Here is a 20,923-nt window from a genome sequence, read left to right as displayed (position 1 = left end):
ACTGAACTTAATAGCGGTCTTACTAACACCCGCCATCTCAGGTAATGCAGCCTGAGATGGCGGGTGTTAGTCTTTGAGCTACTCAAACATTTGGCGCGTTGCGCCGTTGGATAAGGTTTTTTACATGAAAGCATTGTTTTCTTCCACCGCTTTGGCGAGTTTGTTACTGGTTGCTCCGTTCGCGGCAGCGGCGCCTGAAACCGACGAACAGCGCCTTGCTTATAGCTTAGGCGTCACTCTAGGCGAGAGCATGCAGGCTGATATTGAAGACCTCGATCTAGATACATTTACGGACGGCATGCGCGATGTCTTTGATGGCAACGAGTTGGCGTTAAGCGAGGAAGAAATGATGGAGGCGCTGGTCGCTTTCCAAGAGCGTTCTATGGCAGAGCGCGAGCAAGAAGCCGCTGAAATTGCCCAGCTTAATCTAGAGGAAGGTCAAGCTTACCTAGCGGAAAACGCTGAGCGTGAAGAAGTTGAAGTGACTGAGTCTGGCTTGCAGTATGAAGTGCTTGAGTCTGGTGACGGCGCAACGCCTGGCGCTGAAGACACCGTTGAAGTGAACTATGAAGGCATGCTGCTGGACGGCACCGTATTCGACAGTTCCTTTGAGCGTGGTCAGCCGGTGAGTTTCCAGGTAAATCAAGTCATTGAAGGTTGGCAGGAAGCGCTTCAACTGATGAGCGTTGGCGACAGCTGGATGCTATATATCCCTGCTGAGCTGGCTTATGGTGAAGGCGGCCAAGGCCCTATTGGCCCAAATGAAATGCTGACGTTCCGTGTTGAACTGTTAGGCGTCGAGTAAATGATACGTCCCGCCGCTTCTACATCCTGTTTTTTGGGTGCGCTGTTACTGCTGGGCAGCACGGCTGTTCACGCTGAAGCAGATACCGTGCCTGGTGATTTACCTGCACTAAGCGCAGCGAGCGATCACGCGAGCGTGGTAGGTGTCTCTTCTGGCGGTTACATGGCCGCACAGTTGGCGGTTGCTTGGCCTGAGCGCTTTAGTGGTGTAGGTGTATTAGCGGCGGGCCCTTGGAGCTGTGCCCAGGGCGCGCTCAGTTTGGCGCTTAACCAGTGCATGAGCATCCGCCGTGGGTTGCCTTCCTTGGATGAGCTGGACCGTCGGCGCGAGCGTTACGAGTCGCTTGAGCAGGTGGGTGAGCGCGACGCATTAAGCCAGCTGCGTGCCTATGTATGGCACGGTGATGAAGATGACACGGTTTCTCCAGAGCTGGGCAGTTTGTTAGCAGAACAGTGGCAGCGCTGGCTGGCATCTTCAGAACAGCTGCGTTTCGTGCGCAGTGAGCACACAGGCCATGGCTGGCCCATCAAACTGCCGAAGCAAACCAACGCTAGCCCCCAGGCACTTGGCGACTGTCGCCAGGGCGGTGGTAGCCATGTGCTTGCCTGTGATGAGGACGTGGCTGGCGATATGTTCTCATGGCTTTACCCTGAGCGTGAGGCTAATGCTAGCGAGGGCGAAGTGATTGCCTTTGATCAGTCGGAGTTCGCGGTTAAAGGCTTGGCCGATGTGGGGTATCTGTTTATTCCGGAGGCGTGTGAGGCGGGAGGGTGTCCTGTCACAATCGCCTTGCATGGTTGTCAAATGAGTGTTGATGCCATTGGCGATACGTTTGTACGCCACAGTGGTTTGAACCGTTGGGCAGCAGACCATGGTCAAGTGGTGCTATACCCGCAGGCGGAAAGCAGTATGGCTAATCCTCAGGGGTGCTGGGATTGGTGGGGCTTTGCCGAAAGTACTTGGCAGCTCAACCCGCTGCATGACACGCGTGATGGCACTCAAGCCAGAGCGCTAATGGCGATGCTTGAACACCTACAAAGCACGCCTTAATTCCAAGTACATCCTAAATCCAGATACTTCGTCGTGTATTTCGGCTAGCTACCTAACTCATTCTCCAGCGCTGACACTAAGCCGTGCGGTGCTGGGGAGTAGAGCACTCTCTGTAAAATCTCACCGTTGCGGTTAACCAAGAAAAGCGAGGCGCTATGGTCAATGGTGTAGGCCATGGCTGAATCGGGCGCCTCCACTCGCCGCCAAATCACGCCATAGCGTGCCGCTACATCTGCAAGCTGCTCTTGACTACCCACCAAGCCGATAAACGTATCACCAAAGAACTGCATATACTCTTCCATGCGCGGCAGCGTATCGCGTTCAGGGTCAACCGTTATCATTATCGGCACCACGCGTTCGCGCTGTGCATCGCTTAGCTGGGCCAATGCCTGACGTTTAACAGCCTGATTCATTGGGCAAACATCTGGGCAGTAGGTGTAGCCAAATGAAACAATCGCAATGTCGTCTTCATCTAGCTGGGCGAGAGAGAAATCACCTTGAGTAGAGGGCATTTCTATTGGTCCCCCCGTCACGTCATCGCTGTCTGGCTGGAAAGCAAACTGGTAAAGGCCGATAGCCGAAATGGTCAGCAAGACAAGTATTAGCACTAGTCCCAGCCAGAGTGCTTTACGATTGTTTGGTTTAGCGGCCATACGTACTAACTCCTAATCACGTCAAAGTCGAACCAACTGCCCAGCTTGCCTTCTGGTGTTTCCAGGATAACCCGTGCTCGCCAGGGCATCACGTCTTGCGTGCAGATACCGACTTGCCCTTGGCCATGAAAGTGACCGGGCGCAGAGGCGGTTAACCCAAAACGGTGTAAGCCCATATCCATATCACGCCCGATAAAGTCGACCGAAACATGGCTTGGGTTGAGGCCCTCGACTTCTACATCCAGTGGCAGAATATCCAGCGCATTGATACGGCCATCGGCATCAACGGTGAGTGTTAGGCGGCCTTTATCGCCCAGTACTGCCGAGCACGTACTGGTGTGTAGGTTGCAGTTGGCATCTGGTGTAAACCAGGCAATATCACCATCATCGCGCAGCCAGTTGGCAAACACGTACCACGTGCAGGCGGCCAGTGAGATGCCCGTGATGAGGATAAGCACTTTCAGCGCTGGAAAACCCGTAAAGTAGCCAGGTTTAGGCAAGTTCTTCATGGCAGAATGGTCACTACGCAGGCCGTAAGATGGAAGTTAGTTTCATGGTAACAGTAATCGCACGGATGTCGCTGTGCTGGGATGTCGCAGTTAACAAGGAATAACAATGGAGAGCATTACTGGCGCACTTGGGCCACTGTTTTTATTGATTTTACTGGGCGCTGCCATTGGCTATGGCCGTTGGCCAAGTGCTACGTTCTGGCCGCAAATGGAGCGTCTGATCTACTTTGTGCTATTTCCAGCCATGCTGATAGGTACGCTGGCCACTGCTGATGTCAGCCAAGTACCGGTTGGGCGTATAGCGCTGGTATTGCTCGGCACGATGGGGGTTTTGGGCCTGTTGCTATGGCGCTGTCGTGGTTACCTTGGCTTAACTCCTGCGGCGTTCACGTCGGTGTTCCAAGGCGCCGTGCGTTTTAACACCTACGTGGGTGTCGCGGGCGCTGCGGCACTGCATGGCAGCATGGGGGCGACTACCGCCGCTGTGGCGGTGGCACTCATGGTACCGGTGGTGAACGTAATGTGCGTCGCAAGCTTTGTCGCGGCAGGGACGCTAGGCAGTGGAAGCCTTGGCCAAAGTGCCCTCGCACTGGCTAAAAATCCGCTGATTTTGTCCTGCCTGGCAGGTATCGGACTCAATCTTTCGGGGGTTGGCTTGCCCGGTTGGAGCGAGGATACCGTAGGGTTATTGGGAGGTGCGGCGCTGCCGTTAGGGCTCATTGCCGTGGGCGTGGCGCTGCGCCCCGCAGCACTGCTACGGCTTGATCGTGGCGTGATAGCGACGAATAGCATCAAGCTGCTGTTAATGCCTGCGGTGGTGCTGCTATTCGCGTGGCTGGTGGGGCTGGATCCTATCAGCCGTGATGTGGCGCTGCTGTTTGCAGCGCTGCCAACCGCCACATCTGCTTACATTCTTGCTCGGCAGTTGGGAGGTGATGCAGAGCTTATGGCGGCAATTATTACCGGCCAGACGCTGTTAGCGATGCTGACGTTGCCCGTTTGGTTGCAGCTGGTGGGGTAGTGTAAAAAAACTGTCTTAAAAATAAATAAAAAGTATTCGCATTTAGGTTGACGCGGTAAATGAGAATGATTATATTGTGATTGTCAGCGTTTAATGAGACGTTGGCAGCCACGACAGAAACCGCCAGTTTCCTGTCATGGTTTCTCCCTCTCATTGCTAGTCACGGTCTTTTGCCGCTCCCTTGGAGCGGCTTTCTTTTTTTCTAGTGCCCGTGTTTGCTGAAACATTGGCAACCACGACGCTATTTCAAAGATCAGCGCCAGTTTCCTGTCATGGTTCCTCTTTCCTTGCTAGTCACGGTCTTTTGCCGCTCCCTTGGAGCGGCTTTCTTTTTTTCTAGTGCTCGTGTTTGCTGAAACATTGGCAACCACGACGCTATTTCAAAGATCAGCGCCAGTTTCCTGTCATGGTTCCTCTTTCCTTGCTAGTCACGGTCTTTTGCCGCTCCCCTGGAGCGGCTTTCTTTTTTTATAGCGGCATCTTTCTTTGATCTCGGTGAATACCTCTTGTGACGTTTGGGCAGACAATAGGCGAATTGCCTATGCTGATCATCTATCCAGAGCCAGGAGACATGCCATGCGCGTTGCCGTTTTTAGCGCTAAGCCTTATGACGAAACCTTCCTTACTCGTGCTAATGCCTCGAATCGACACGAATTAAGCTTTTTTGATGCGCGCTTGACCGTCGATACGGCGCCTCTCGCGAAAGGGTTTGAAGTTGTATGCGCTTTTGTAAATGACCATCTGTATGCGGACGTTTTAGAGCAGCTACACACGAGCGGCATACGATTGGTCGCACTGCGCTCGGCGGGCTTTAACCATGTTGACTTGGCGGCGGCCGAACGGTTGGGAATTACCGTGGTGCGGGTGCCCGCTTATTCGCCTCATGCCGTAGCAGAGCACGCGGCGGCCTTAGTGTTAAGCCTGAACCGCATGACCTATCGCGCTTACAACCGAGTGCGCGAGGGCAACTTTGCCCTAGACGGACTGCTGGGGTTCGATCTGCATGGCAAAACCGTGGGTGTGATTGGCACTGGGCAGATTGGCTTGATCTTTGCCAACATCATGCATGGCTTTGGCTGCCGAGTAGTTGCCAGCGATCCTTTTCCAAACCCGAATGCCGAGCCGTTTGTGGAGTATGTGCCGCTGGCGTCGCTTTATGCTCAAGCAGATATTATTTCGCTGCACTGCCCGTTAACACCCGATACTGATCACCTGGTTAACGTCGATGCCATCGCGCAAATGAAGCAGGGTGTGATGCTGATTAATACCGGACGTGGGCGAGTGGTCGATACTCAAGCGGTGATCGCTGGTTTGAAAAGCGGCAAAATTGGCCGCTTAGGGCTAGATGTTTACGAAGAGGAGGAGCAGCTGTTCTTCGAGGATCTATCGCACAAAGTGATCGATGATGATCAGTTCATGCGCCTGACGACCTTTCACAATGTGCTGATTACCGGTCATCAGGCTTTCTTCACTACCGAGGCGCTGACCAATATTGCCGAAACCACGCTGGCGAATATTGATGCCTTTGAAAGTGGTAGCGGTACGCTGCATCGCGTCGTCTACGATAAGCGAACGTAAACGACGCTGAGCTATCTTTAGTCGCTGTGTTTAAACGTCACGGCGGTAAATTAAATCCCATACGCCGTGGCCAAGTTTCTCGCCGCGGGCTTCAAACTTAGTTAGCGGGCGAAAGTCTGGGCGTGGAACGTAGGGCGCTGTGTCGGCGCTGGCGGTATTCGTATAGCCGGGTGCGGCGTCCATAACCTCAGCCATCCACTCGGCATAGGCTTCCCAGTCGGTCGCCAGGTGGAAGGTGCCGCCAGGTTTTAAGCGCGTACGAATCAGCTCAACAAACGCAGGTTGCACAATACGCCGCTTGTGGTGCTTCTTTTTCGGCCATGGATCGGGGAAAAAGAGCTGTAGCGTGGTTAATGAGTCTTCAGGTAGACACTGCTCCAGCACCGCTAAGGCATCTTCGCGGTAAACGCGCAGGTTAGTTAGGCCGCGTTTATCTACCTCATCTAGCAGCTTGCCCACACCCGGCGCGTGAACCTCGATACCGATAAAGTCAGTATCTGGGTGGCGTTCGGCTTGCTCGATGAGTGAGTTGCCCATACCAAAGCCAATTTCCACCACGCGCGGTGCTTGGCGGCCAAACAGGGTGTCCAGATCCTGACGCCCATCGGCAATCGTCAGTCCTAAGCGTGGCCAAACGTCTTCTAAACCGCGGCTTTGCGCTGGGGTCATGCGCCCTGCGCGAATCACGTAGCTCTTAATCCCCCGCCGGTGTAGCGGGGCATCAGCATTTTCAGGGCCTGTGGTGTTGCTCTCAGCGCCAGCAGTGTTGTTGCTTTCAGGCGTGGTGTCGTTCGTATCGGTCATGGTGTCTCTGTATCAGCCGTTAATTCGGCCTGCAAAAGGCGAAGAGGGATCGGCGCTCTGGCGGCGTGGCATACGGCCTGCTAAGAAGGCATCGCGGCCAGCTTCTACGGCCAGCTTCATGGCGTTAGCCATACGCAGCGGGTCGCGGGCATGAGCGATCGCGGTGTTGAGCAGCACACCGTCACACCCGAGCTCCATTGCCATGGCGGCGTCAGAAGCGGTGCCGATGCCCGCATCGACCAGCACGGGTACACTGCTTTGCTCAACAATCAGGCGTACATTATGCGGGTTTTGAATGCCATGCCCCGAGCCAATCAGCGAACCTAGCGGCATGATGGCGCAGCAACCCATGGCTTCTAGTTCACGTGCCACAATGGGGTCATCACTGGTGTACACCATGACGTCAAAGCCATCAGCCAGCAGTGTCTCAGCGGCTTTTAGCGTCTCGACCACATTGGGATAGAGGGTGTGATCGTCGCCGAGCACTTCCAGCTTGACCAGGTTATGGCCGTCTAGCAGCTCACGCGCCAAGCGGCAGGTGCGCACAGCGTCTTTGGCGTTGTAGCAGCCAGCGGTGTTGGGCAGCAAGGTGTAGCGCTGGGGGGAAATGACATCGAGAAGGTTAGGCGCGTCGGCATCCTGGCCTAAGTTGGTGCGGCGCACAGCAAAGGTGACAATTTTCGCGCCGCTTTGGGCAATGGCCGCGCCGGTCTCGGTAAAGTCTTTGTATTTGCCAGTACCCACCAGCAGGCGGGAGCTGAACTCGCGTCCAGCAACGGTAAACGGTGTATCAATCAGTGGCGTCATAGCGGTTCCTTTTGAAAGCAAAAACGGTGATGGGCTACGCTAGCCGCCGCCAATGGCGTGAACGACTTCTATCTGGTCGCCATTGGCTAAATGCGTTTGAGCAAGCTGGCTTTTGGGCACGATCTGTTCGTTAATTTCCACAGCGATACGGCGCCCGGTCAGGCCTAATTGCTCAATTAGATCAGCGGCGCTTAGGCCAGCTGCCAGCGTATGCGATTCGCCATTGAGCGTCAGTTGTATCGACTCATTAGGAGTAGGCATAACGGTAAGTGTCCCATTCGGTGAGGCAAAACATTGTCTATTGTAGCGGTTTCGCACCGCTCAAGGTATGTGACAACGTTAATCATCTCAGTGAAATATCGAGTGCGTATGTCGAGTACTTATCTCAAGTATTTATAACGAGTATTTATAAACAGGAGTAACGCATGCAGCGAGCAGACAAACCCTGGTGGTGCCTAGTCGCACTCTCAGGAGCATTAATGGTGATACTCGGGGCCTATGCGGCTCACGGGTTGGCATCGCGTACCACTGCTGCCATGGTCGACATCGTTGAAACTGGCGTGCGTTACCAAGCGTGGCATACGTTGGCTATGTTAGCGGTACTGGCTTGGCGCAGCCAGTGCCCTCAGCCAGGACAGCGCATCGTGCTAGCGCTATGGGCGTTGGGTATCACCGCATTTTCGGGCTCGCTTTACCTAATGGCCCTAGTAGGGCTTAGCGTTGGTATTGTAACGCCCATCGGTGGTTTGCTGCTGATGGCAGGCTGGTTAGGCTTAGCCGTCACTGCGCTGCTCAGCCGTTAGCGCGGTGGTTAGCCAGTTGGGCTGTCTGGCAGCGCGTAGCTAGCGGTAATATGCGCAACCGGTTTAGTGTCATCGCTGGCAGAGAAAATCTGCACTTCGCCGACCGCTAAACGGCGGCCTAACTTGATGAGTTTGGCGTGAGCAACAATATCGTGCTCGCCGGAAGCGGCGCGTAAGAAATGGCAGTTCAAGTCACTGGTGACCGCCATGGCTTCGGGGCCTATTTGCGCCAAAATGGCCACATACAACGCCACATCGGCAAAGCCCATCATGGTCGGACCAGATACCCTGGGGCCAGGGCGAAGGTGTTGCTCACCGATGGTTAGTCGCAGGGTGGCACTCATCGCACCAACGCTTTCAATTCTGCCCATCCGCTGGGGGAACACCTCATCTAAAAAGTGCTCAATCTGCTCGGCAGTCATTACGGTCATTATTATTATCCTTTATAAAAAAGCCCCGAGGCATGCGCCTCGAGGCTGATGATACCGCAAAGCGCGTTTACTTCGCCTTATGCACCTGACGCCACGCGTGAAGTAGCGGTTCGGTGTAGCCAGAAGGCTGTACGCGGCCTTTGAACACTAAGTCAGAGGCTGCTTTAAAGGCGGTTGAGCCTTCGAAGTCGGCGCTCATGGCCGTGTAGGTGGGGTCGCCAGCGTTCTGCTGATCAACCACTTTCGCCATACGCTTAAGCGTTTCTTCCACTCGCGGCGCATCGACAATGCCGTGGTGCAGCCAGTTGGCGATATGTTGGCTGGAAATACGCAGCGTAGCGCGGTCTTCCATTAGGCCAACGTTATGAATGTCCGGCACTTTTGAGCAGCCCACGCCATGTTCAACCCAGCGCACCACGTAGCCCAGAATGCCCTGACAGTTGTTATCCAACTCTTGTTGAATCTCCTCATCCGACCAGTTGGCATTTTCGGCTACTGGCACGGTGAGCAGGTCATCTAAAAAGTCGGGTTCGCCTTGGGCTTCCAGTTCGCGCTGTACGTCCGCTACGTTGACTTGGTGGTAGTGAAGCGCATGTAGCGTAGCCGCCGTTGGAGAAGGCACCCATGCCGTGTTAGCACCCGCTTTCGGGTGACCAATTTTTTGCTCTAGCATGCTATGCATCAGATCCGGCATCGCCCACATGCCTTTACCGATTTGAGCACGACCACGCAGGCCACAGGCTAAGCCTACCTGCACGTTGTTCTTCTCGTAGGCGGTGATCCACGCAGCGCTCTTCATATCGCCTTTGCGAACCATCGGGCCTGCTTCCATGGCGGTGTGCATTTCGTCACCGGTGCGGTCAAGGAAACCGGTGTTGATGAACACAACACGAGAAGCCGCTTCAGCAATACACGCCTTCAAGTTGACAGTAGTGCGGCGCTCTTCATCCATGATGCCCATTTTCAGGGTGTCGCGGCTCATGCCCAGGATGTCTTCAACGCGACCAAACAGTTCGTTGGCGAACGCCACTTCTTTCGGCCCGTGCATTTTCGGCTTCACGATATACACTGAGCCAGCGCGGGAGTTACGCGGCTGATCGGCGTCTTTCTTCAGATCGTGCAGTGACAGCAGCGAGGTCACTACCGCGTCCAGAATACCTTCCGGCAGTTCGTTGCCATTTTCGTCCAGGACGGCAGGCGTGGTCATCAGATGGCCAACGTTACGCACGAACATCAGCGAACGACCCGGCAGTGTAACGGTGCTGCCATCAGTGGTTTGCCAAGTACGATCGGCGTGCAGCGTCCGCTTGAAGGTTTTGCCGCCTTTGTCGATGCTCTCTTCCAGGTCGCCCTTCATCAGGCCAAGCCAGTTGCTGTAAACACCGACTTTATCTTCAGAGTCGACAGCAGCAACGGAGTCTTCACAATCCATAATAGCGGTCAGCGCCGCTTCCACCACCACGTCTTTCACGTGAGCGGGGTCGGTTTTACCGATCGGGTGGCTGTCGTCGATCTGGATTTCCAGGTGCAGGCCGTTGTTAGTAAGCAGGATTGCTTCCGGCGCGGATGCATCGCCGTTAAAGCCGATCAGCTTGCCGGAATCTTTTAGGCCGGTTTCACGACCGCCTTCCAGACTAACGACCAAGTGGCCATCACGAATAGCGTATTTCACCGCATCGCGGTGAGAGCCGGTGGCCAGTGGGGCAGCACGATCAAGCACACCACGGGCATAAGCGATAACTTTTTGGCCACGTTTCGGGTTGAAACTGGTGCCTTTTTCAGCGCCATCTTCTTCTGAAATCGCATCGGTACCGTATAGGGCATCGTACAAACTACCCCAGCGGGCATTAGCGGCGTTCAGTGCATAGCGGGCATTGCTCACCGGTACCACCAGCTGCGGGCCTGCTTGAACAGCCACTTCACGATCTACATTGGCCGTGGTGGTTTTAACGCTACTGGGTGCATCCACCAGATAGCCAGCTTCTTTCAAGAAGCTGCGGTAAGCCGGCATATCGCTAACCGGGCCCGGATTTTCACGGTGCCAGACATCCAGTTTTTCTTGGAGCGTGTCGCGCTCTTCAAGCAGCTGGCGATTTTTCGGTGTCAAATCATGGAACAGGGCGTCAACGCCAGCCCAAAAGGTGCTTTCGTCGACACCAGTGCCCGGTAAAGCCTGCTCATTGATGAAACGGTCCAGGTCTGCTGACACCTGTAAACGGTGACGCGTGATACGCTCGCTCATGGGGTTCTCCTGTAAAGGTGCCCGTGGGATATTATCGTGCCACGGTCAGGGTAAATGTATATTTGTGGAAAATACTTCCACAACTGCGAGAGCATGTAAACAGTCTATGCCGTAAAGCAGCAAAATGATCGACCAAATGATGAGAGCGGTAGTGGTCTCCGCTATCATTCAGCCAATGGATAGGTGGCGTTCACGGAGAGACGTTAATGCATAATTTCCAACACCTGGAAGGCTTGTTTAGACAAGCAGCAGGCGAGTCATCGCTCTCCCAGCTTAGGCCGGGCGACACGCTAACGGACGCTGTGCATGACTATTTTCGCCACTACGGTTTAGAAACGCTACTAAACGATACCAGCGAAGTGCACGCGGGATTTATTGATACTGGACGCTTTGCTCTGTGGTGCCAAGTATGGAGCCCGCCTGTGCCCACGGGCACTGCGTTTGTGATTCATGGTTACTTTGACCATTTAGGCCTTTACCGCCATTTGCTCGGCTGCCTGCTGGCCAAAGGGTGGCGAGTGGTGTTGTGGGATCTTCCTGGTCACGGCCTTTCCAGCGGACCACGCGCCGACATTGACGATTTTGACGACTATCAGCACTGCCTTGCGCATTTACAGGCAACATTACAATGCCAGGGCATGGCCCCTACGCCGTGGCTAGGTGTTGGGCAGAGTACGGGGGCGGCCATCTTGGCGACCGACGCGCTCACTCGTCGTGAAACGGCAGGCTGGGCCGGTATTGTGCTGCTAGCGCCATTGGTACGCCCCTGGCGCTGGAGCCAGTCTAGCTGGCTGCACCTGATTGCCAGCCCTTTTCTAAAGGAGCTACCACGTAAGTATCGCCCCAACTCCACCGATGAGCAGTTTACGGCGTTCCTACGTGACCAAGACCCGCTGCAACCGGAACGCTTAAGCGTCGCCTGGATAACCGCGATGCGACGTTGGATGCCGCGTTTGCTAGCGTTAGAACCTAACCCACTGCCGACGCTTATTTTACAGGGTGAGCAAGATCTTACCGTCGATTGGGAGTGGAATTTGGCGGTGTTGGAGGAGAAGTTTCCCAATGCCGAGGTCCACCGCCATCCAGAAGCACGACACCATTTGGTCAATGAGGCCGATCCCATTCGTGAAGTGTTGTTTGAAGCTCTGGATGGTTTCGTAGATAACGTTGTTGAGGGCGTTCAATAACGTAAATGTTTAAAGCGCGGGGAGGGACAAGCTGAGGCTAGGGCGCTTGCGCGCGCCCTGCCTCAGGCCTATTTTCGTTACTGAGTTTCGTTACTGAGCGTTCAGAAAGTCCTCCACATCGAGCAGTATCAGCTCATTATCATCAGCGCGTCCTTGCTGGCGGCCAATCGAGAAAGGGTAGTTGTTGTCATTGGCGACCACGATGGTGCTCTCATCGACGCGATCGACGTTCTCAATGGTCACAAAGGGAAAGTTAAAGGTGCCGTTGATCGTGCCGCGGGGTGCGATGCCATCTGGATCCTGGATGTTCATCAGGTCTATATAGGCGATTTTCTCAAGCACTCCCTGCTCGTCTGTACGGTCGAGGTCGATAAGATAGATGCGTTTGAACTCAGCGGGATTGTCTGCCCACGCTTCTCGCGGGTCACCCTGGCGGCTATCACGCTCGATAATCAGGCCGCGTGTTCCGCCAATGAGATTGAAATCGCCAATCGCATGATCCGCTGACTCCAAGGGGTAGTAGCGGGTTGTGTCGCCCCATTCTCCGGTTTCAGTATCGAGCTCGAACATTCTTAATACGGGAGTGCCATCAATGGTTTCCGGGGCATTGGCGTTGCTGTCCCAGATCGGTTTTTCCAGCAAGGGATAGAGCGTTGTTTGGTCTTCGGAGAGCGCCATGCCTTCATAACCGCCGGAGCGAAACACCACCACCTCATCAGCGAGAGACGCGCCAGGGTTCGGGGTGAGGGTAAAAGCATTGTCAGGTGAGCGCATCAGAGTGCCGCCGGGGTCTGTGGCCAACACTTGCAGCACTTCGCCCTGATTATCGACCTGGATAATCCAGGGGCCGAACTCATCGCCAATCCAGTAGCTATCGCCCACCGGCTGTATCGATTCAATATCGAAATCAGCGCCGGTTAAAAAGCGACCTGGCGTGGCTTCATTCATAATTGGGAAGGGCACTTTGCGGTTTGGGTCCGATAGTTGAACGGTCTCTTCGATGATGACACGCCCGGTGTCCCAGTCAGTCTTTATGATGTTAAACATCAGAATGACGTCAGAGGAGTTGGCTTTGGAGCCAAAGCCGTTATCGGTTAATACCAAGAAACGATCATCGCCTAGTGAGCGAATACCTGAAAACCCCTGCAATGGCTGGCTGGGGAAGGGTAGCGCTAAGCCGGTGGCTTGCATGTTGGTATACAACTGCTCAGCACGGCCCTCTGGGCCAGTAAAACGGCCTGAAACGTTGTAGTGCTCAGCGGCGCCGGAAGGCGCCGCCACAAAGCTGCTGCCGGGTAGCTGGGCATGGCCGGACAATGTGGCGCTAAAATCCTGCTGGGCGTGTGCCGCACTGGTAAATACAAAGGCGAATAGGGCAGTCGCTAGTAACGGCTTGGTCATCACGGTTTCACCATTTAGGAAGAGAAAGTAGAGCAGCTTCAGAATTTGCTAATTTTCACCCGTAATAGTGATAGTTAAATGACAACGTGCAGATGTTTTAATGATGATGAACTTGCATATCGAGCCTCGCCGCTAATCAGTCAAAAACGCCTTGCTCTAAAGACACAAATGCTAAATGGTGAGTCTTTCAAACACGTTCTTATAAAGAGGAAGTGGTATGGCATCAGTAGCAAAAGTTCTCGTATTAGCGGGCAGTGCTCGTGAAGGCTCGCTTAACAAACAGCTCGCAAAGCTTGCCGCCAAGCGTATTGAGGCCTTGGGTGGAAAAGCGACCTTTATCGATTTAAAAGACTACCCTTGCCCGCTGTTCGATGAAGATATTGAAGCCCAGGGCATGCCTGATAATGTACTGAAGCTACGCGAAATACTGGCCGATCACCAAGCAGTGATGATCGCTTCGCCAGAGTACAACGGCTTTATCACGCCGCTGCTGAAAAACACACTGGACTGGCTGTCACGACCCTACCAGGATACGCCGGGGCTCAAGTTATTTGCCGGTAAGTGGGCTGCGCTGGTAGCGGCATCCCCTGGTGGGCTGGGCGGTATTCGAGCATTGCCCCTTGGACAGCAATTGTTGGCCAATCTGAGTTTGACCGTACTGCCGCAGCCACTATCATTGCCGAAGGCAGGCAGTGCGTTTAACGAGTCAGGCGCGCTCAAGGATGAGGCGACGGGTGGAAAGCTCGACGCCTTATGCCAACGGCTTGTCGATGTAATGGCCAATCACCATCGCTAGGCACCTTTCAACAGCCTATCCAACTGCCGGTAGCCGATAGCCTCGATAAAGTGCGGCTGGGTGGGCTTGGGTTCGCCTTGTAGGTCGGCCAGGGTAAGCGCGACCCGCAGGACGCGGTGGTAAGCACGGGCAGAGAGCTTGAGCTTTTCCAGCACGCCTGCCAGCCAGGCGCGCTCTTCATCGTTAAGTGCGCAGGCGGCTTCTAAGGCTTTGCCGCTTAGTTGGCTGTTGAGTGCGCCTCGCGCCATTTGGCGCTCTCGGGCGGCCATCACCCGCTCGCGCACGGCGTTGGAAGGTTCGCCTTGGGTTTGGGCGGTGAGCTGCTCCGGCGGTAGGGCGGGCACTTCCACTTGCAGGTCAATGCGGTCTAGCAGCGGGCCAGAAAGGCGTGCCTGATAGCGCTGAATCTGGCTGGCGCTGCACTGGCAGCGCTGACGCGGATCGCCCAAGTGGCCACAGGGGCAGGGGTTCATGGCGGCAACGAGCTGAAACTGTGCCGGGTAACGGCGCTCATGACTGGCGCGTGAGAGGTGAATTTCCCCCGTTTCTAGTGGCTGCCTTAATACTTCTAAGACGTTGCGCGAAAACTCCGGCAGCTCGTCTAAAAACAGCACGCCGTGGTGAGCAAGCGAGATTTCCCCAGGTTTGGGTTTTGAGCCTCTGTCATTTTCAGCAATTAGTGCGACCCTCAGGGCGTAATATCGGGCTATTATGGTAGTCTGTACAGGATTGAGTGCGACAGAATTAATAGCAATTGATGCGACAGGTCTTGTTTTATTCAACATTTGGTGCGACTGCCCATGCCACTGCCTACATCCGTTCGTAAAATCGGCCCTACCCGACGAAGTGTGTCTGGCTACTATGCCTTTCGCGGGGAGGAGTCTATTGCGTTCGAGTCGACGCTCGAACGTGATTTCCTCATCAAGGCTGACTTTGATGTGAGCGTCCTTGGTGTGATATCCCAGCCGTGCGAGATCCCGTTTCATCATCCCGTGACCGGTAGGCGCTACACCTACACACCTGACTATTTGGTTTATTACCGTCTCGGTAACCGTCATTACAGGGATTACCCAAAACCTCTCCTGGTGGAGGTCAAACCACGGGAAAAGTGGCAAGCACATTGGCGTGAATGGTCGCCTAAATGGAAGGCGGCGATACGGCATGCCAACAATGAGGGCTGGGCGTTTCGCATTCATGATGAAAGCCGCATTCGTGATAAGACCTTGGACAACATTACCTTCCTAGCGCGCTACAAGCGGATGGTGTTTCCCTCTGTCGAAAGCCAGGCAGTCCTCAACACGGTGAGGGAAATGGGGGTGGCGACCTTGGATTACCTGCTTTCTCGGCACTTTATGGGCGATATTTACCGGGCAGAGGGGATTGCGCATTTATGGCATCTACTGGCGACTCGGCAGTTAGATTGCGATATGGCCCAATCCTTCAGTCCTCTATCGGAGGTATGGGTACCCGATTATGAATAACCATCGTGGCAGCGCAACTGAACCCAATAACGGCGTCGCCCAAACACGCCAACACTTGCAGATTATGGTGGGTGAGCAGGTTCAGAAAGATGGCACCGTTTACCGAATTTCCCAGGTGCTCGATTTTGAGACAGTCATTGGCATTGCCGTTGAGTCCGGGCGTAGTTGCCCGCTTCGCATCAAAGAACTAGCGCCTCTCAATAGCGGGTCCGTATCCCCTGAGCAGGATATGTCCGAGATTGGGGATGCCGATTGGCGGGAGGCCGAGCATCGCTTTTCCATCATTAAGCCCTTGGTGGATCGCCATACGGTGGGGCGGGATGCAGCGGAGGAGCGTGCGAAACAAACGGGGGTTGATACGGCTACGATCTACCGTTGGTTGAAGCGGTATAAAGCGACGGGCTCGGTGCTCGCATTGATTCCTCAAAAGCCAGGGTGGAAGAAGGGAAAGTCGCGTATTCCCGCGCATGCCGAGGCAGTGATTCAGGAAGTCATCAAAGAGGTGTATTTGACGCTGCAGCGTCCGTCCGCACAAAAAGCGGTACAGGAAGTCATGCGGCGCTGCCATGAACGGCGCATCGACCCGCCGAGCCCTGGTACCGTTCGTGCTCGTCTGCGTGATATCCCAGAGCGTGACCGGTTGCGTGGCCATGGTTTTAGAGACAAAGCCATTAACAAGTTCCAGCCGGCTGCCGGAAAATTTCCCAATGCGGACTATCCGTTAGCCGTTATGCAGATTGACCACACGCCTGCCGATATTATTTTGGTCGATGACGTGTATCGCAAGCCGATTGGTCGCCCATGGATTACGTTGGCCATGGACGTGTTTACTCGCATGGTCACGGGGTATTACTTGTCGTTTGACCCGCCCTCTGAAACATCTGTCGGCATGTGTGTGGCGCACTCCATGCTTCCTAAAGATGAGTGGTTGCTACTGCATAATGTGGAGGCTGAGTGGCCGGTATGGGGCACACCCGCCACGATTCATGTCGATAACGGCCCAGATTTTCGCTCTGAGACGTTTCGGCGCTCATGCCTAGCCTATGGGGTCAACCTTGAGTTTCGGCCTGTTAAGCAGCCTCGTTATGGTGGCCACATTGAGCGGGTACTGGGCTCTCTTCTAAAGGAAATCCATAACCTGCCTGGGACGACCTTCTCCTCCATTAAAGAGAAAGAGGGATACGATCCAGAGAAGCACGCGGCCATGACGAAAAGCGAGTTTGAAGAGTGGCTGGTGACGTTGATTTGCAAGGTTTACCACCAGCGCCTTCATTCTGGGATTGGTATGTCGCCGATGAAAAAGTGGGAAATTGGTGTGTTTGGCAATGCGGATGTGCAGGGAGTGGGATTAGCGCCGAGGCCTGCTGACAGGCTCTCTGTATTGCTCGATTTTTTGCCCAGCTTTCAGCGTACGATCCAGACCTTTGGTGTGACCATCGATGGCATAAACTATTACGATGAAGCGCTAAGACCTTGGATCAATGCCAAAGATCCAGACATGCCAGACAAGAAACGCACCTTTGTTTTCCGGCGCGACCCTCGCGACATTAGTGTCATTTGGTTCAAAGACCCGGAGCTCGGGCACTATTTTCGCGTGCCCTTTGCCAATCTTGCCCTCCCCTCGATGAGTGTTTGGGAGTATGCCCAAGCTAAAGCGCGCCTTCGGCAGGAAGGAAGAAACTCGGTCAATGAGACTGAAATTCTACGCGCTATTAGTGAGCTGCGAACCCATGTGGAGGAGTCGCAAGCACGTACTAAGCGAAGTCGCCGTCAGGCACAACGACGTAAAGAGCATGAGAAGAAGGTGACGCCTGCAGATCCCCTTTTACATGCGCCCTCAACTGCGGCCCCTAAAGAGACACCCGCTCAAGGGGACGGTCTTTTAACGGGTGATATCGATGTGAACTGGGACATAGCATGAGCACACACCTTCATCCTGATCTTCGTCACGTCTTGGGGCTGTCCGCTAAAGAGCGAATGGAGTTTATGGATCAACCGCGCTGGTTGGGCTATCCATTGGCCAATCGTGTCATTGAGGTCATGCGTGGGTTGATGGAGAAGCCCAGTCGTCCTCGTATGCCTAACCTCTTGCTCGTGGGTGACTCCAACAACGGAAAGACAACCATCGTTCAACGGTTTCGTAAGCAGTACGGTGAAGGCTACGTGAATGAAGACGTAGAGCCCGTGAAGCCTGTTGTTGTCACTCAGGCTCCCCCGAGTGCCGATGAGAAAAGTCTGTATATCGCAGTGCTAGAGAGTTTCTGGGCTCCCTACCGGCCTACAGATCCTGTTCCCAAGCTGCGCTACCAGGTGATTCATCAACTGCGTGCTTGCCATACGCGCTTACTGATCATCGATGAGTTTCACTCTCTGTTAACCGGTGGTGCTGTTAAGCAGCGCGAAACGATGAATGCCATTAAGCTTTTATGCAATGAGCTAATGATTCCCATCGTTGGTGTGGGGACGCAAGATGCTGTGCGTGTGCTGCATTCAGACCCACAGCATGCGAGTCGCTTTGATGTGGTCGCGTTACCAAAGTGGGAGCTCAATCAGGAGTTTCAGAAGCTGCTCGCTGGCTTTGAGAAGATATTACCTCTCAAACATCCTTCCCAACTGCATGAGCCCCAATTGGCGACCCAGCTCCACGCGATTTCTGGCGGTAATTTGGGTGACCTGCACCGGCTGCTGATTGAGTGTGCAAATGCCGCTATTTTGTCTGGAGCTGAGTGCATCGATGAGAAAATTATTCAGAGTAAATCATGGGTGCGGCCCACCCGTGGCATTAGGGAAGTGATGCTGTAATGACCTGGGCGCTGAGTGTGCCCCTGCTGCCTGAGGAGTCCCTTTCATCATGGCTCGTTCGGGCGGCGTTGCGACAGGGGTGTGATCCTTTGTCGCTCACCGGGGCTATTTGGCCAACATGGCGTATATGGACGAGGGACATTGATAGGGAAATACCCCTCGCAAGAATGCGCCCATTAGTGAATGCCTCGGGGATATCTTCCGCTAAGTTTCAGAAAGCGGGGATGCGGGACGATTGTGAGAAAGTGGTCGGTTACTCGTTACCGGAAACCCGGACTTGGCCCTGGTTGTTGGCACTCGGCAGCCGAAATCGAACCCGCCATGGAGGACAACAGGTATGCACGTTGTGCTTGGCAGAGGACTCAACCCCCTACTTGCGCCGGCACTGGCGATTCGCTTGGCACACTGGGTGCCGCTTTCATGGGGTGCAGCTGGTAGATGAGTGCCCAGCATGCAAGGCCCCTATAGAGCCCCATCGCCTGACAGCGGAAGATCAACATTTAGCTCAATGCAGCCGGTGTCATAACGATTTTAGAAAGGCGGTATGCACGTCGCCTTTACCTGAAGCGTTCAGTGTTCAAGTGATGGCTGATCGTGTGTTAGAACAGGATAAGGTGACGTTTAGGCAGGCCTCTATCGCACCCGCCGATTGGTTTTCTATGGTGGCCTTTTTTATTGGCGTTATACGGCGTGCAAGTCGGCGGCCTGTGTCACCCCTGGCCGATGCGCTTCTTTCATTGGGCATTTCGGTTACGGATTGCCGAATGCCTGTGTCTGGCCTGGCGTTTGAGCTGCTGGCTGTCAGCGAGCGTAGTGCCTTATTGGTAGCGTTGGAACGCTTGCTCAGTATGGGCCTTGAAGAAACGTTCAGCGTTCTGGTCGCGTGCAATGTCAAAACGAGCGCGCTTCATGATCCCCGAAGGTCGCCCCCCGTTGTGTTGTTGCCGCTGCTATCACGGTTATCTCACCACCCTCATGGGCCGCATCGCCGCCGTGTTCCCCCGGCTTGTCGCCCCATGTCGGAACGCGCTGTTAGAGCCTCATGGGCGCGTTTAAAACGCAGAATGAAAGCGGAGCCAACCTCTTGAATCAACACCAAACGGTCGACTGCGATGAGTGTGGCCGAGAAGTCTCCAAATTGTGGCGACGCCATAAAGGGCACGGCTACTGTTCAACTTGCTATGCTCGTGTGTTTAAGCGGCGGATGTGCCCACGATGTGGTGAGTTAGCCCGTCTGCCTAAGAATGACCCAGACGCCGTCTGTCGTCAGTGCAACGTTGACAAACCGTGTGCACGATGTGGAAAAGCCAGTTCAGACTACAACATCGGCAAGGTCACTCCCTACGGCCCTGTCTGTATCGCCTGCGCTCCCTATTTCAAAGAACCAGAGCCCTGCGAGGCGTGTGGGAAAGCATCTCAACGTCTTACCCGAGTGGCGCGTATGGGGCATGATCATCGCTTATGTCCACGCTGTTCGACAGCAGACCACGGTACCTGTTCTGCATGTCGTCGACATCGTTTATTGGTGGTGGCACCCAACGGGGATGCGTTGTGCAAAGCCTGTAATGAGCAAGGGGAAATTGCCTGCCCATCGTGTGGTAATCCCATGCCAGCGGGTCGAGGTGATGCCTGTGAGCCCTGCTATTGGACGCGAACATGCCGTAAACGCATCACCATTGGCCAAGCCGGTATCACTACCAAAGCGTTAAGTGAGGCCTTTGGGGAATTTGGTGAATGGCTGATTCGTATCACTGGGCCGCATAAGGCTGCCCTCAAGATCAATCATTTCTTCTCGTTCTTCCTTGAGCTCGACCAGGCATGGTCACGGATACCGAGCTATTCGGAGCTACTTCATCACTTCGGGGCGGAGGGCTTGCGGCGTGTGAGGCTTCCCATGCGATGGTTGCATGAAGAGCAAGGGGTAGAGCCGGATCACCAAGCAAAGCGGATCGACTCAGAGAAAAGACGTATTCAAGCGTGTCTCAGTTCTATGCCGTTCGCTTCGCTATCAGACCAAGTGCTGCAAGCCTATTGGCTGCAATTGGAAACCCGTATAGAGGCGGGCAAAACGTCCCACACCTCCGCACGACTTGCACTAAGAGCGGCAGCCGCATTGCTACTCGCTACTGACCGGGAGGGGCAGCGACTGCCTCAACAGGGCGATGTGGACAACTATTTGCATGCGGTGCCCGGACAAGCAGCCTCGGTCACGGGGTTTACTAATTTCTTAAATCGCCAACATGCCACCACGTTGGCTCCTCGGGTGGATGTAAAACGGGCAAGAAAGCGGCGAAAAGAAACACTAGCCCGCACCCTGATGACGATGGCCCGGTGTGCTGATCAAGGAGAGGCCTGGAGGGAGGCATGGATCGTTGCTGCCATGGAGTATTTCCATGACACAAAATTAACGCAGAAAATGCTTCGACAACAGACCGTAGAGCGGACGACAGACGGGATACAGGTGGTAGTGGGTGGCGTTACCTACTGGCTGCCTCTGGATATTGAGTGCTAAGACACTGATAGCGCGCAGTCACTTGGAGGGCCCCGCGACTC

At 54.5% G+C, this 20,923-nt stretch carries 21 protein-coding genes and 1 pseudogene; 13 read left to right on the top strand and 9 right to left on the bottom strand.

All coding sequences use genetic code 11. The annotated features are described in order from the left end of the window. Positions 1-124 precede the first annotated feature (124 nt). Positions 125-805, top strand: coding sequence for an FKBP-type peptidyl-prolyl cis-trans isomerase (locus NF683_RS06390; RefSeq protein WP_089040261.1), 681 nt, complete (start codon positions 125-127; stop codon positions 803-805). After that, on the top strand, positions 806-1,855 hold the full coding sequence (locus NF683_RS06385; protein WP_089040262.1) for a PHB depolymerase family esterase: 1,050 nt from the start codon (positions 806-808) through the stop codon (positions 1,853-1,855). 44 nt (positions 1,856-1,899) lie between these two features. On the opposite strand, the gene NF683_RS06380 is transcribed toward NF683_RS06385, so the two are convergent. Beyond that, positions 1,900-2,508, bottom strand: coding sequence for an SCO family protein (locus NF683_RS06380; protein ID WP_089040263.1), 609 nt, complete (start codon positions 2,506-2,508; stop codon positions 1,900-1,902). Positions 2,509-2,513: 5 nt separating this feature from the next. Continuing rightward, complete coding sequence (locus tag NF683_RS06375) at positions 2,514-3,017, bottom strand: hypothetical protein (RefSeq protein ID WP_089040264.1); 504 nt, start codon at positions 3,015-3,017, stop codon at positions 2,514-2,516. A 106-nt stretch (positions 3,018-3,123) separates the two neighbouring features. On the opposite strand from NF683_RS06375, the gene NF683_RS06370 reads away from it, so the two are divergent. Together NF683_RS06370 and NF683_RS06365 are read left to right on the top strand one after the other, a co-directional pair. Further along, complete coding sequence (locus NF683_RS06370; protein WP_089040265.1) at positions 3,124-4,038, top strand: AEC family transporter; 915 nt, start codon at positions 3,124-3,126, stop codon at positions 4,036-4,038. 576 nt (positions 4,039-4,614) lie between these two features. Next, positions 4,615-5,616 carry a 2-hydroxyacid dehydrogenase gene (locus NF683_RS06365; RefSeq protein WP_089040266.1) on the top strand — a complete coding sequence of 334 codons (1,002 nt, stop codon included), beginning with the start codon at positions 4,615-4,617 and terminating at the stop codon, positions 5,614-5,616. 30 nt (positions 5,617-5,646) lie between these two features. On the opposite strand, the gene trmB is transcribed toward NF683_RS06365, so the two are convergent. The 3 genes from trmB to thiS are packed head-to-tail and all read right to left on the bottom strand — an operon-like array spanning position 5,647 to position 7,488. Further along, a complete protein-coding gene (gene trmB / locus NF683_RS06360; protein WP_253921573.1) occupies positions 5,647-6,420 on the bottom strand; it encodes a tRNA (guanosine(46)-N7)-methyltransferase TrmB in 774 nt (257 codons plus the stop codon). A 12-nt stretch (positions 6,421-6,432) separates the two neighbouring features. After that, complete coding sequence (locus NF683_RS06355; RefSeq protein WP_253921572.1) at positions 6,433-7,227, bottom strand: thiazole synthase; 795 nt, start codon at positions 7,225-7,227, stop codon at positions 6,433-6,435. A 39-nt stretch (positions 7,228-7,266) separates the two neighbouring features. Beyond that, complete coding sequence (gene thiS / locus NF683_RS06350; protein ID WP_009723207.1) at positions 7,267-7,488, bottom strand: sulfur carrier protein ThiS; 222 nt, start codon at positions 7,486-7,488, stop codon at positions 7,267-7,269. Positions 7,489-7,652: 164 nt separating this feature from the next. On the opposite strand from thiS, the gene NF683_RS06345 reads away from it, so the two are divergent. After that, complete coding sequence (locus tag NF683_RS06345; RefSeq protein ID WP_083007660.1) at positions 7,653-8,030, top strand: DUF423 domain-containing protein; 378 nt, start codon at positions 7,653-7,655, stop codon at positions 8,028-8,030. Between the two features lie 8 nt (positions 8,031-8,038). On the opposite strand, the gene NF683_RS06340 is transcribed toward NF683_RS06345, so the two are convergent. Further along, complete coding sequence (locus NF683_RS06340) at positions 8,039-8,461, bottom strand: PaaI family thioesterase (protein WP_038479517.1); 423 nt, start codon at positions 8,459-8,461, stop codon at positions 8,039-8,041. 67 nt (positions 8,462-8,528) lie between these two features. Beyond that, complete coding sequence (locus NF683_RS06335; RefSeq protein WP_089040269.1) at positions 8,529-10,703, bottom strand: malate synthase G; 2,175 nt, start codon at positions 10,701-10,703, stop codon at positions 8,529-8,531. Positions 10,704-10,909: 206 nt separating this feature from the next. Here NF683_RS06335 and NF683_RS06330 point away from each other — a divergent pair, with 206 nt between their 5' ends. Beyond that, positions 10,910-11,890, top strand: coding sequence for an alpha/beta hydrolase (locus NF683_RS06330; RefSeq protein ID WP_089040270.1), 981 nt, complete (start codon positions 10,910-10,912; stop codon positions 11,888-11,890). A gap of 90 nt (positions 11,891-11,980) precedes the next feature. On the opposite strand, the gene NF683_RS06325 is transcribed toward NF683_RS06330, so the two are convergent. Then, positions 11,981-13,291, bottom strand: coding sequence for an esterase-like activity of phytase family protein (locus NF683_RS06325; protein ID WP_253921571.1), 1,311 nt, complete (start codon positions 13,289-13,291; stop codon positions 11,981-11,983). A 217-nt stretch (positions 13,292-13,508) separates the two neighbouring features. Here NF683_RS06325 and NF683_RS06320 point away from each other — a divergent pair, with 217 nt between their 5' ends. Continuing rightward, the gene (locus tag NF683_RS06320; protein WP_253921570.1) at positions 13,509-14,087 is read left to right on the top strand and encodes an NADPH-dependent FMN reductase; all 579 of its coding nucleotides are present in this window, start codon (positions 13,509-13,511) and stop codon (positions 14,085-14,087) included. Here the strand turns inward: NF683_RS06320 and NF683_RS06315 are convergent. Then, positions 14,084-14,872 (bottom strand): ATP-binding protein, encoded by a 789-nt coding sequence (locus NF683_RS06315; protein ID WP_275050932.1) that lies wholly within the window; start codon positions 14,870-14,872, stop codon positions 14,084-14,086. The two genes, NF683_RS06320 and NF683_RS06315, sit on opposite strands and share 4 nt — an antisense overlap. A gap of 15 nt (positions 14,873-14,887) precedes the next feature. On the opposite strand from NF683_RS06315, the gene NF683_RS06310 reads away from it, so the two are divergent. The 6 genes and pseudogenes from NF683_RS06310 to NF683_RS06290 all read left to right on the top strand — a co-directional run bounded on the left by NF683_RS06310 (position 14,888) and on the right by NF683_RS06290 (position 20,882). Then, positions 14,888-15,568 (top strand): heteromeric transposase endonuclease subunit TnsA, encoded by a 681-nt coding sequence (locus tag NF683_RS06310; protein ID WP_022521280.1) that lies wholly within the window; start codon positions 14,888-14,890, stop codon positions 15,566-15,568. Further along, entirely contained in the window at positions 15,561-17,489 is a 1,929-nt protein-coding gene (locus NF683_RS06305; RefSeq protein ID WP_016916422.1) for a Mu transposase C-terminal domain-containing protein, read from the top strand. Before NF683_RS06310 ends, NF683_RS06305 begins: the two co-directional genes overlap by 8 nt. Further along, positions 17,486-18,370, top strand: coding sequence for a TniB family NTP-binding protein (locus tag NF683_RS06300; RefSeq protein ID WP_022521282.1), 885 nt, complete (start codon positions 17,486-17,488; stop codon positions 18,368-18,370). Before NF683_RS06305 ends, NF683_RS06300 begins: the two co-directional genes overlap by 4 nt. Continuing rightward, positions 18,370-18,792: pseudogene (locus tag NF683_RS21410) on the top strand (TniQ family protein); the annotation flags it as partial. The gene NF683_RS06300 and the pseudogene NF683_RS21410, both read left to right, overlap by 1 nt. 162 nt (positions 18,793-18,954) lie before the next feature. Continuing rightward, positions 18,955-19,458, top strand: a complete 504-nt coding sequence (locus tag NF683_RS06295; protein WP_027965784.1) for a hypothetical protein — start codon at positions 18,955-18,957, stop codon at positions 19,456-19,458. After that, positions 19,455-20,882: a hypothetical protein gene (locus tag NF683_RS06290; protein WP_245846653.1), complete on the top strand. Its 1,428-nt coding sequence runs from the start codon at positions 19,455-19,457 to the stop codon at positions 20,880-20,882. The genes NF683_RS06295 and NF683_RS06290 overlap by 4 nt, the downstream gene beginning before the upstream one ends. Positions 20,883-20,923 lie beyond the last annotated feature (41 nt).

Source organism: Halomonas sp. MS1 (genome assembly GCF_024182575.1).
Classification (GTDB): Bacteria; Pseudomonadota; Gammaproteobacteria; order Pseudomonadales; family Halomonadaceae; genus Vreelandella.
Note: the sequence above shows the minus strand (reverse complement) of the source record. Positions and strands in the feature narration are given on the sequence as shown.

What these genes read in the sequence shown, in the direction of transcription:
- NF683_RS06390 (WP_089040261.1), top strand. Translation starts at nt 125, where the DNA reads ATGAAAGCATTGTTTTCTTCCACCGCTTTGGCGAGTTTGTTACTGGTT.
- NF683_RS06385 (WP_089040262.1), top strand. Translation starts at nt 806, where the DNA reads ATGATACGTCCCGCCGCTTCTACATCCTGTTTTTTGGGTGCGCTGTTA.
- NF683_RS06380 (WP_089040263.1), bottom strand. Translation starts at nt 2,508, where the DNA reads ATGGCCGCTAAACCAAACAATCGTAAAGCACTCTGGCTGGGACTAGTG.
- NF683_RS06375 (WP_089040264.1), bottom strand. Translation starts at nt 3,017, where the DNA reads ATGAAGAACTTGCCTAAACCTGGCTACTTTACGGGTTTTCCAGCGCTG.
- NF683_RS06370 (WP_089040265.1), top strand. Translation starts at nt 3,124, where the DNA reads ATGGAGAGCATTACTGGCGCACTTGGGCCACTGTTTTTATTGATTTTA.
- NF683_RS06365 (WP_089040266.1), top strand. Translation starts at nt 4,615, where the DNA reads ATGCGCGTTGCCGTTTTTAGCGCTAAGCCTTATGACGAAACCTTCCTT.
- trmB (WP_253921573.1), bottom strand. Translation starts at nt 6,420, where the DNA reads ATGACCGATACGAACGACACCACGCCTGAAAGCAACAACACTGCTGGC.
- NF683_RS06355 (WP_253921572.1), bottom strand. Translation starts at nt 7,227, where the DNA reads ATGACGCCACTGATTGATACACCGTTTACCGTTGCTGGACGCGAGTTC.
- thiS (WP_009723207.1), bottom strand. Translation starts at nt 7,488, where the DNA reads ATGCCTACTCCTAATGAGTCGATACAACTGACGCTCAATGGCGAATCG.
- NF683_RS06345 (WP_083007660.1), top strand. Translation starts at nt 7,653, where the DNA reads ATGCAGCGAGCAGACAAACCCTGGTGGTGCCTAGTCGCACTCTCAGGA.
- NF683_RS06340 (WP_038479517.1), bottom strand. Translation starts at nt 8,461, where the DNA reads ATGACCGTAATGACTGCCGAGCAGATTGAGCACTTTTTAGATGAGGTG.
- NF683_RS06335 (WP_089040269.1), bottom strand. Translation starts at nt 10,703, where the DNA reads ATGAGCGAGCGTATCACGCGTCACCGTTTACAGGTGTCAGCAGACCTG.
- NF683_RS06330 (WP_089040270.1), top strand. Translation starts at nt 10,910, where the DNA reads ATGCATAATTTCCAACACCTGGAAGGCTTGTTTAGACAAGCAGCAGGC.
- NF683_RS06325 (WP_253921571.1), bottom strand. Translation starts at nt 13,291, where the DNA reads ATGACCAAGCCGTTACTAGCGACTGCCCTATTCGCCTTTGTATTTACC.
- NF683_RS06320 (WP_253921570.1), top strand. Translation starts at nt 13,509, where the DNA reads ATGGCATCAGTAGCAAAAGTTCTCGTATTAGCGGGCAGTGCTCGTGAA.
- NF683_RS06315 (WP_275050932.1), bottom strand. Translation starts at nt 14,872, where the DNA reads ATGTTGAATAAAACAAGACCTGTCGCATCAATTGCTATTAATTCTGTC.
- NF683_RS06310 (WP_022521280.1), top strand. Translation starts at nt 14,888, where the DNA reads ATGCCACTGCCTACATCCGTTCGTAAAATCGGCCCTACCCGACGAAGT.
- NF683_RS06305 (WP_016916422.1), top strand. Translation starts at nt 15,561, where the DNA reads ATGAATAACCATCGTGGCAGCGCAACTGAACCCAATAACGGCGTCGCC.
- NF683_RS06300 (WP_022521282.1), top strand. Translation starts at nt 17,486, where the DNA reads ATGAGCACACACCTTCATCCTGATCTTCGTCACGTCTTGGGGCTGTCC.
- NF683_RS06295 (WP_027965784.1), top strand. Translation starts at nt 18,955, where the DNA reads ATGGCTGATCGTGTGTTAGAACAGGATAAGGTGACGTTTAGGCAGGCC.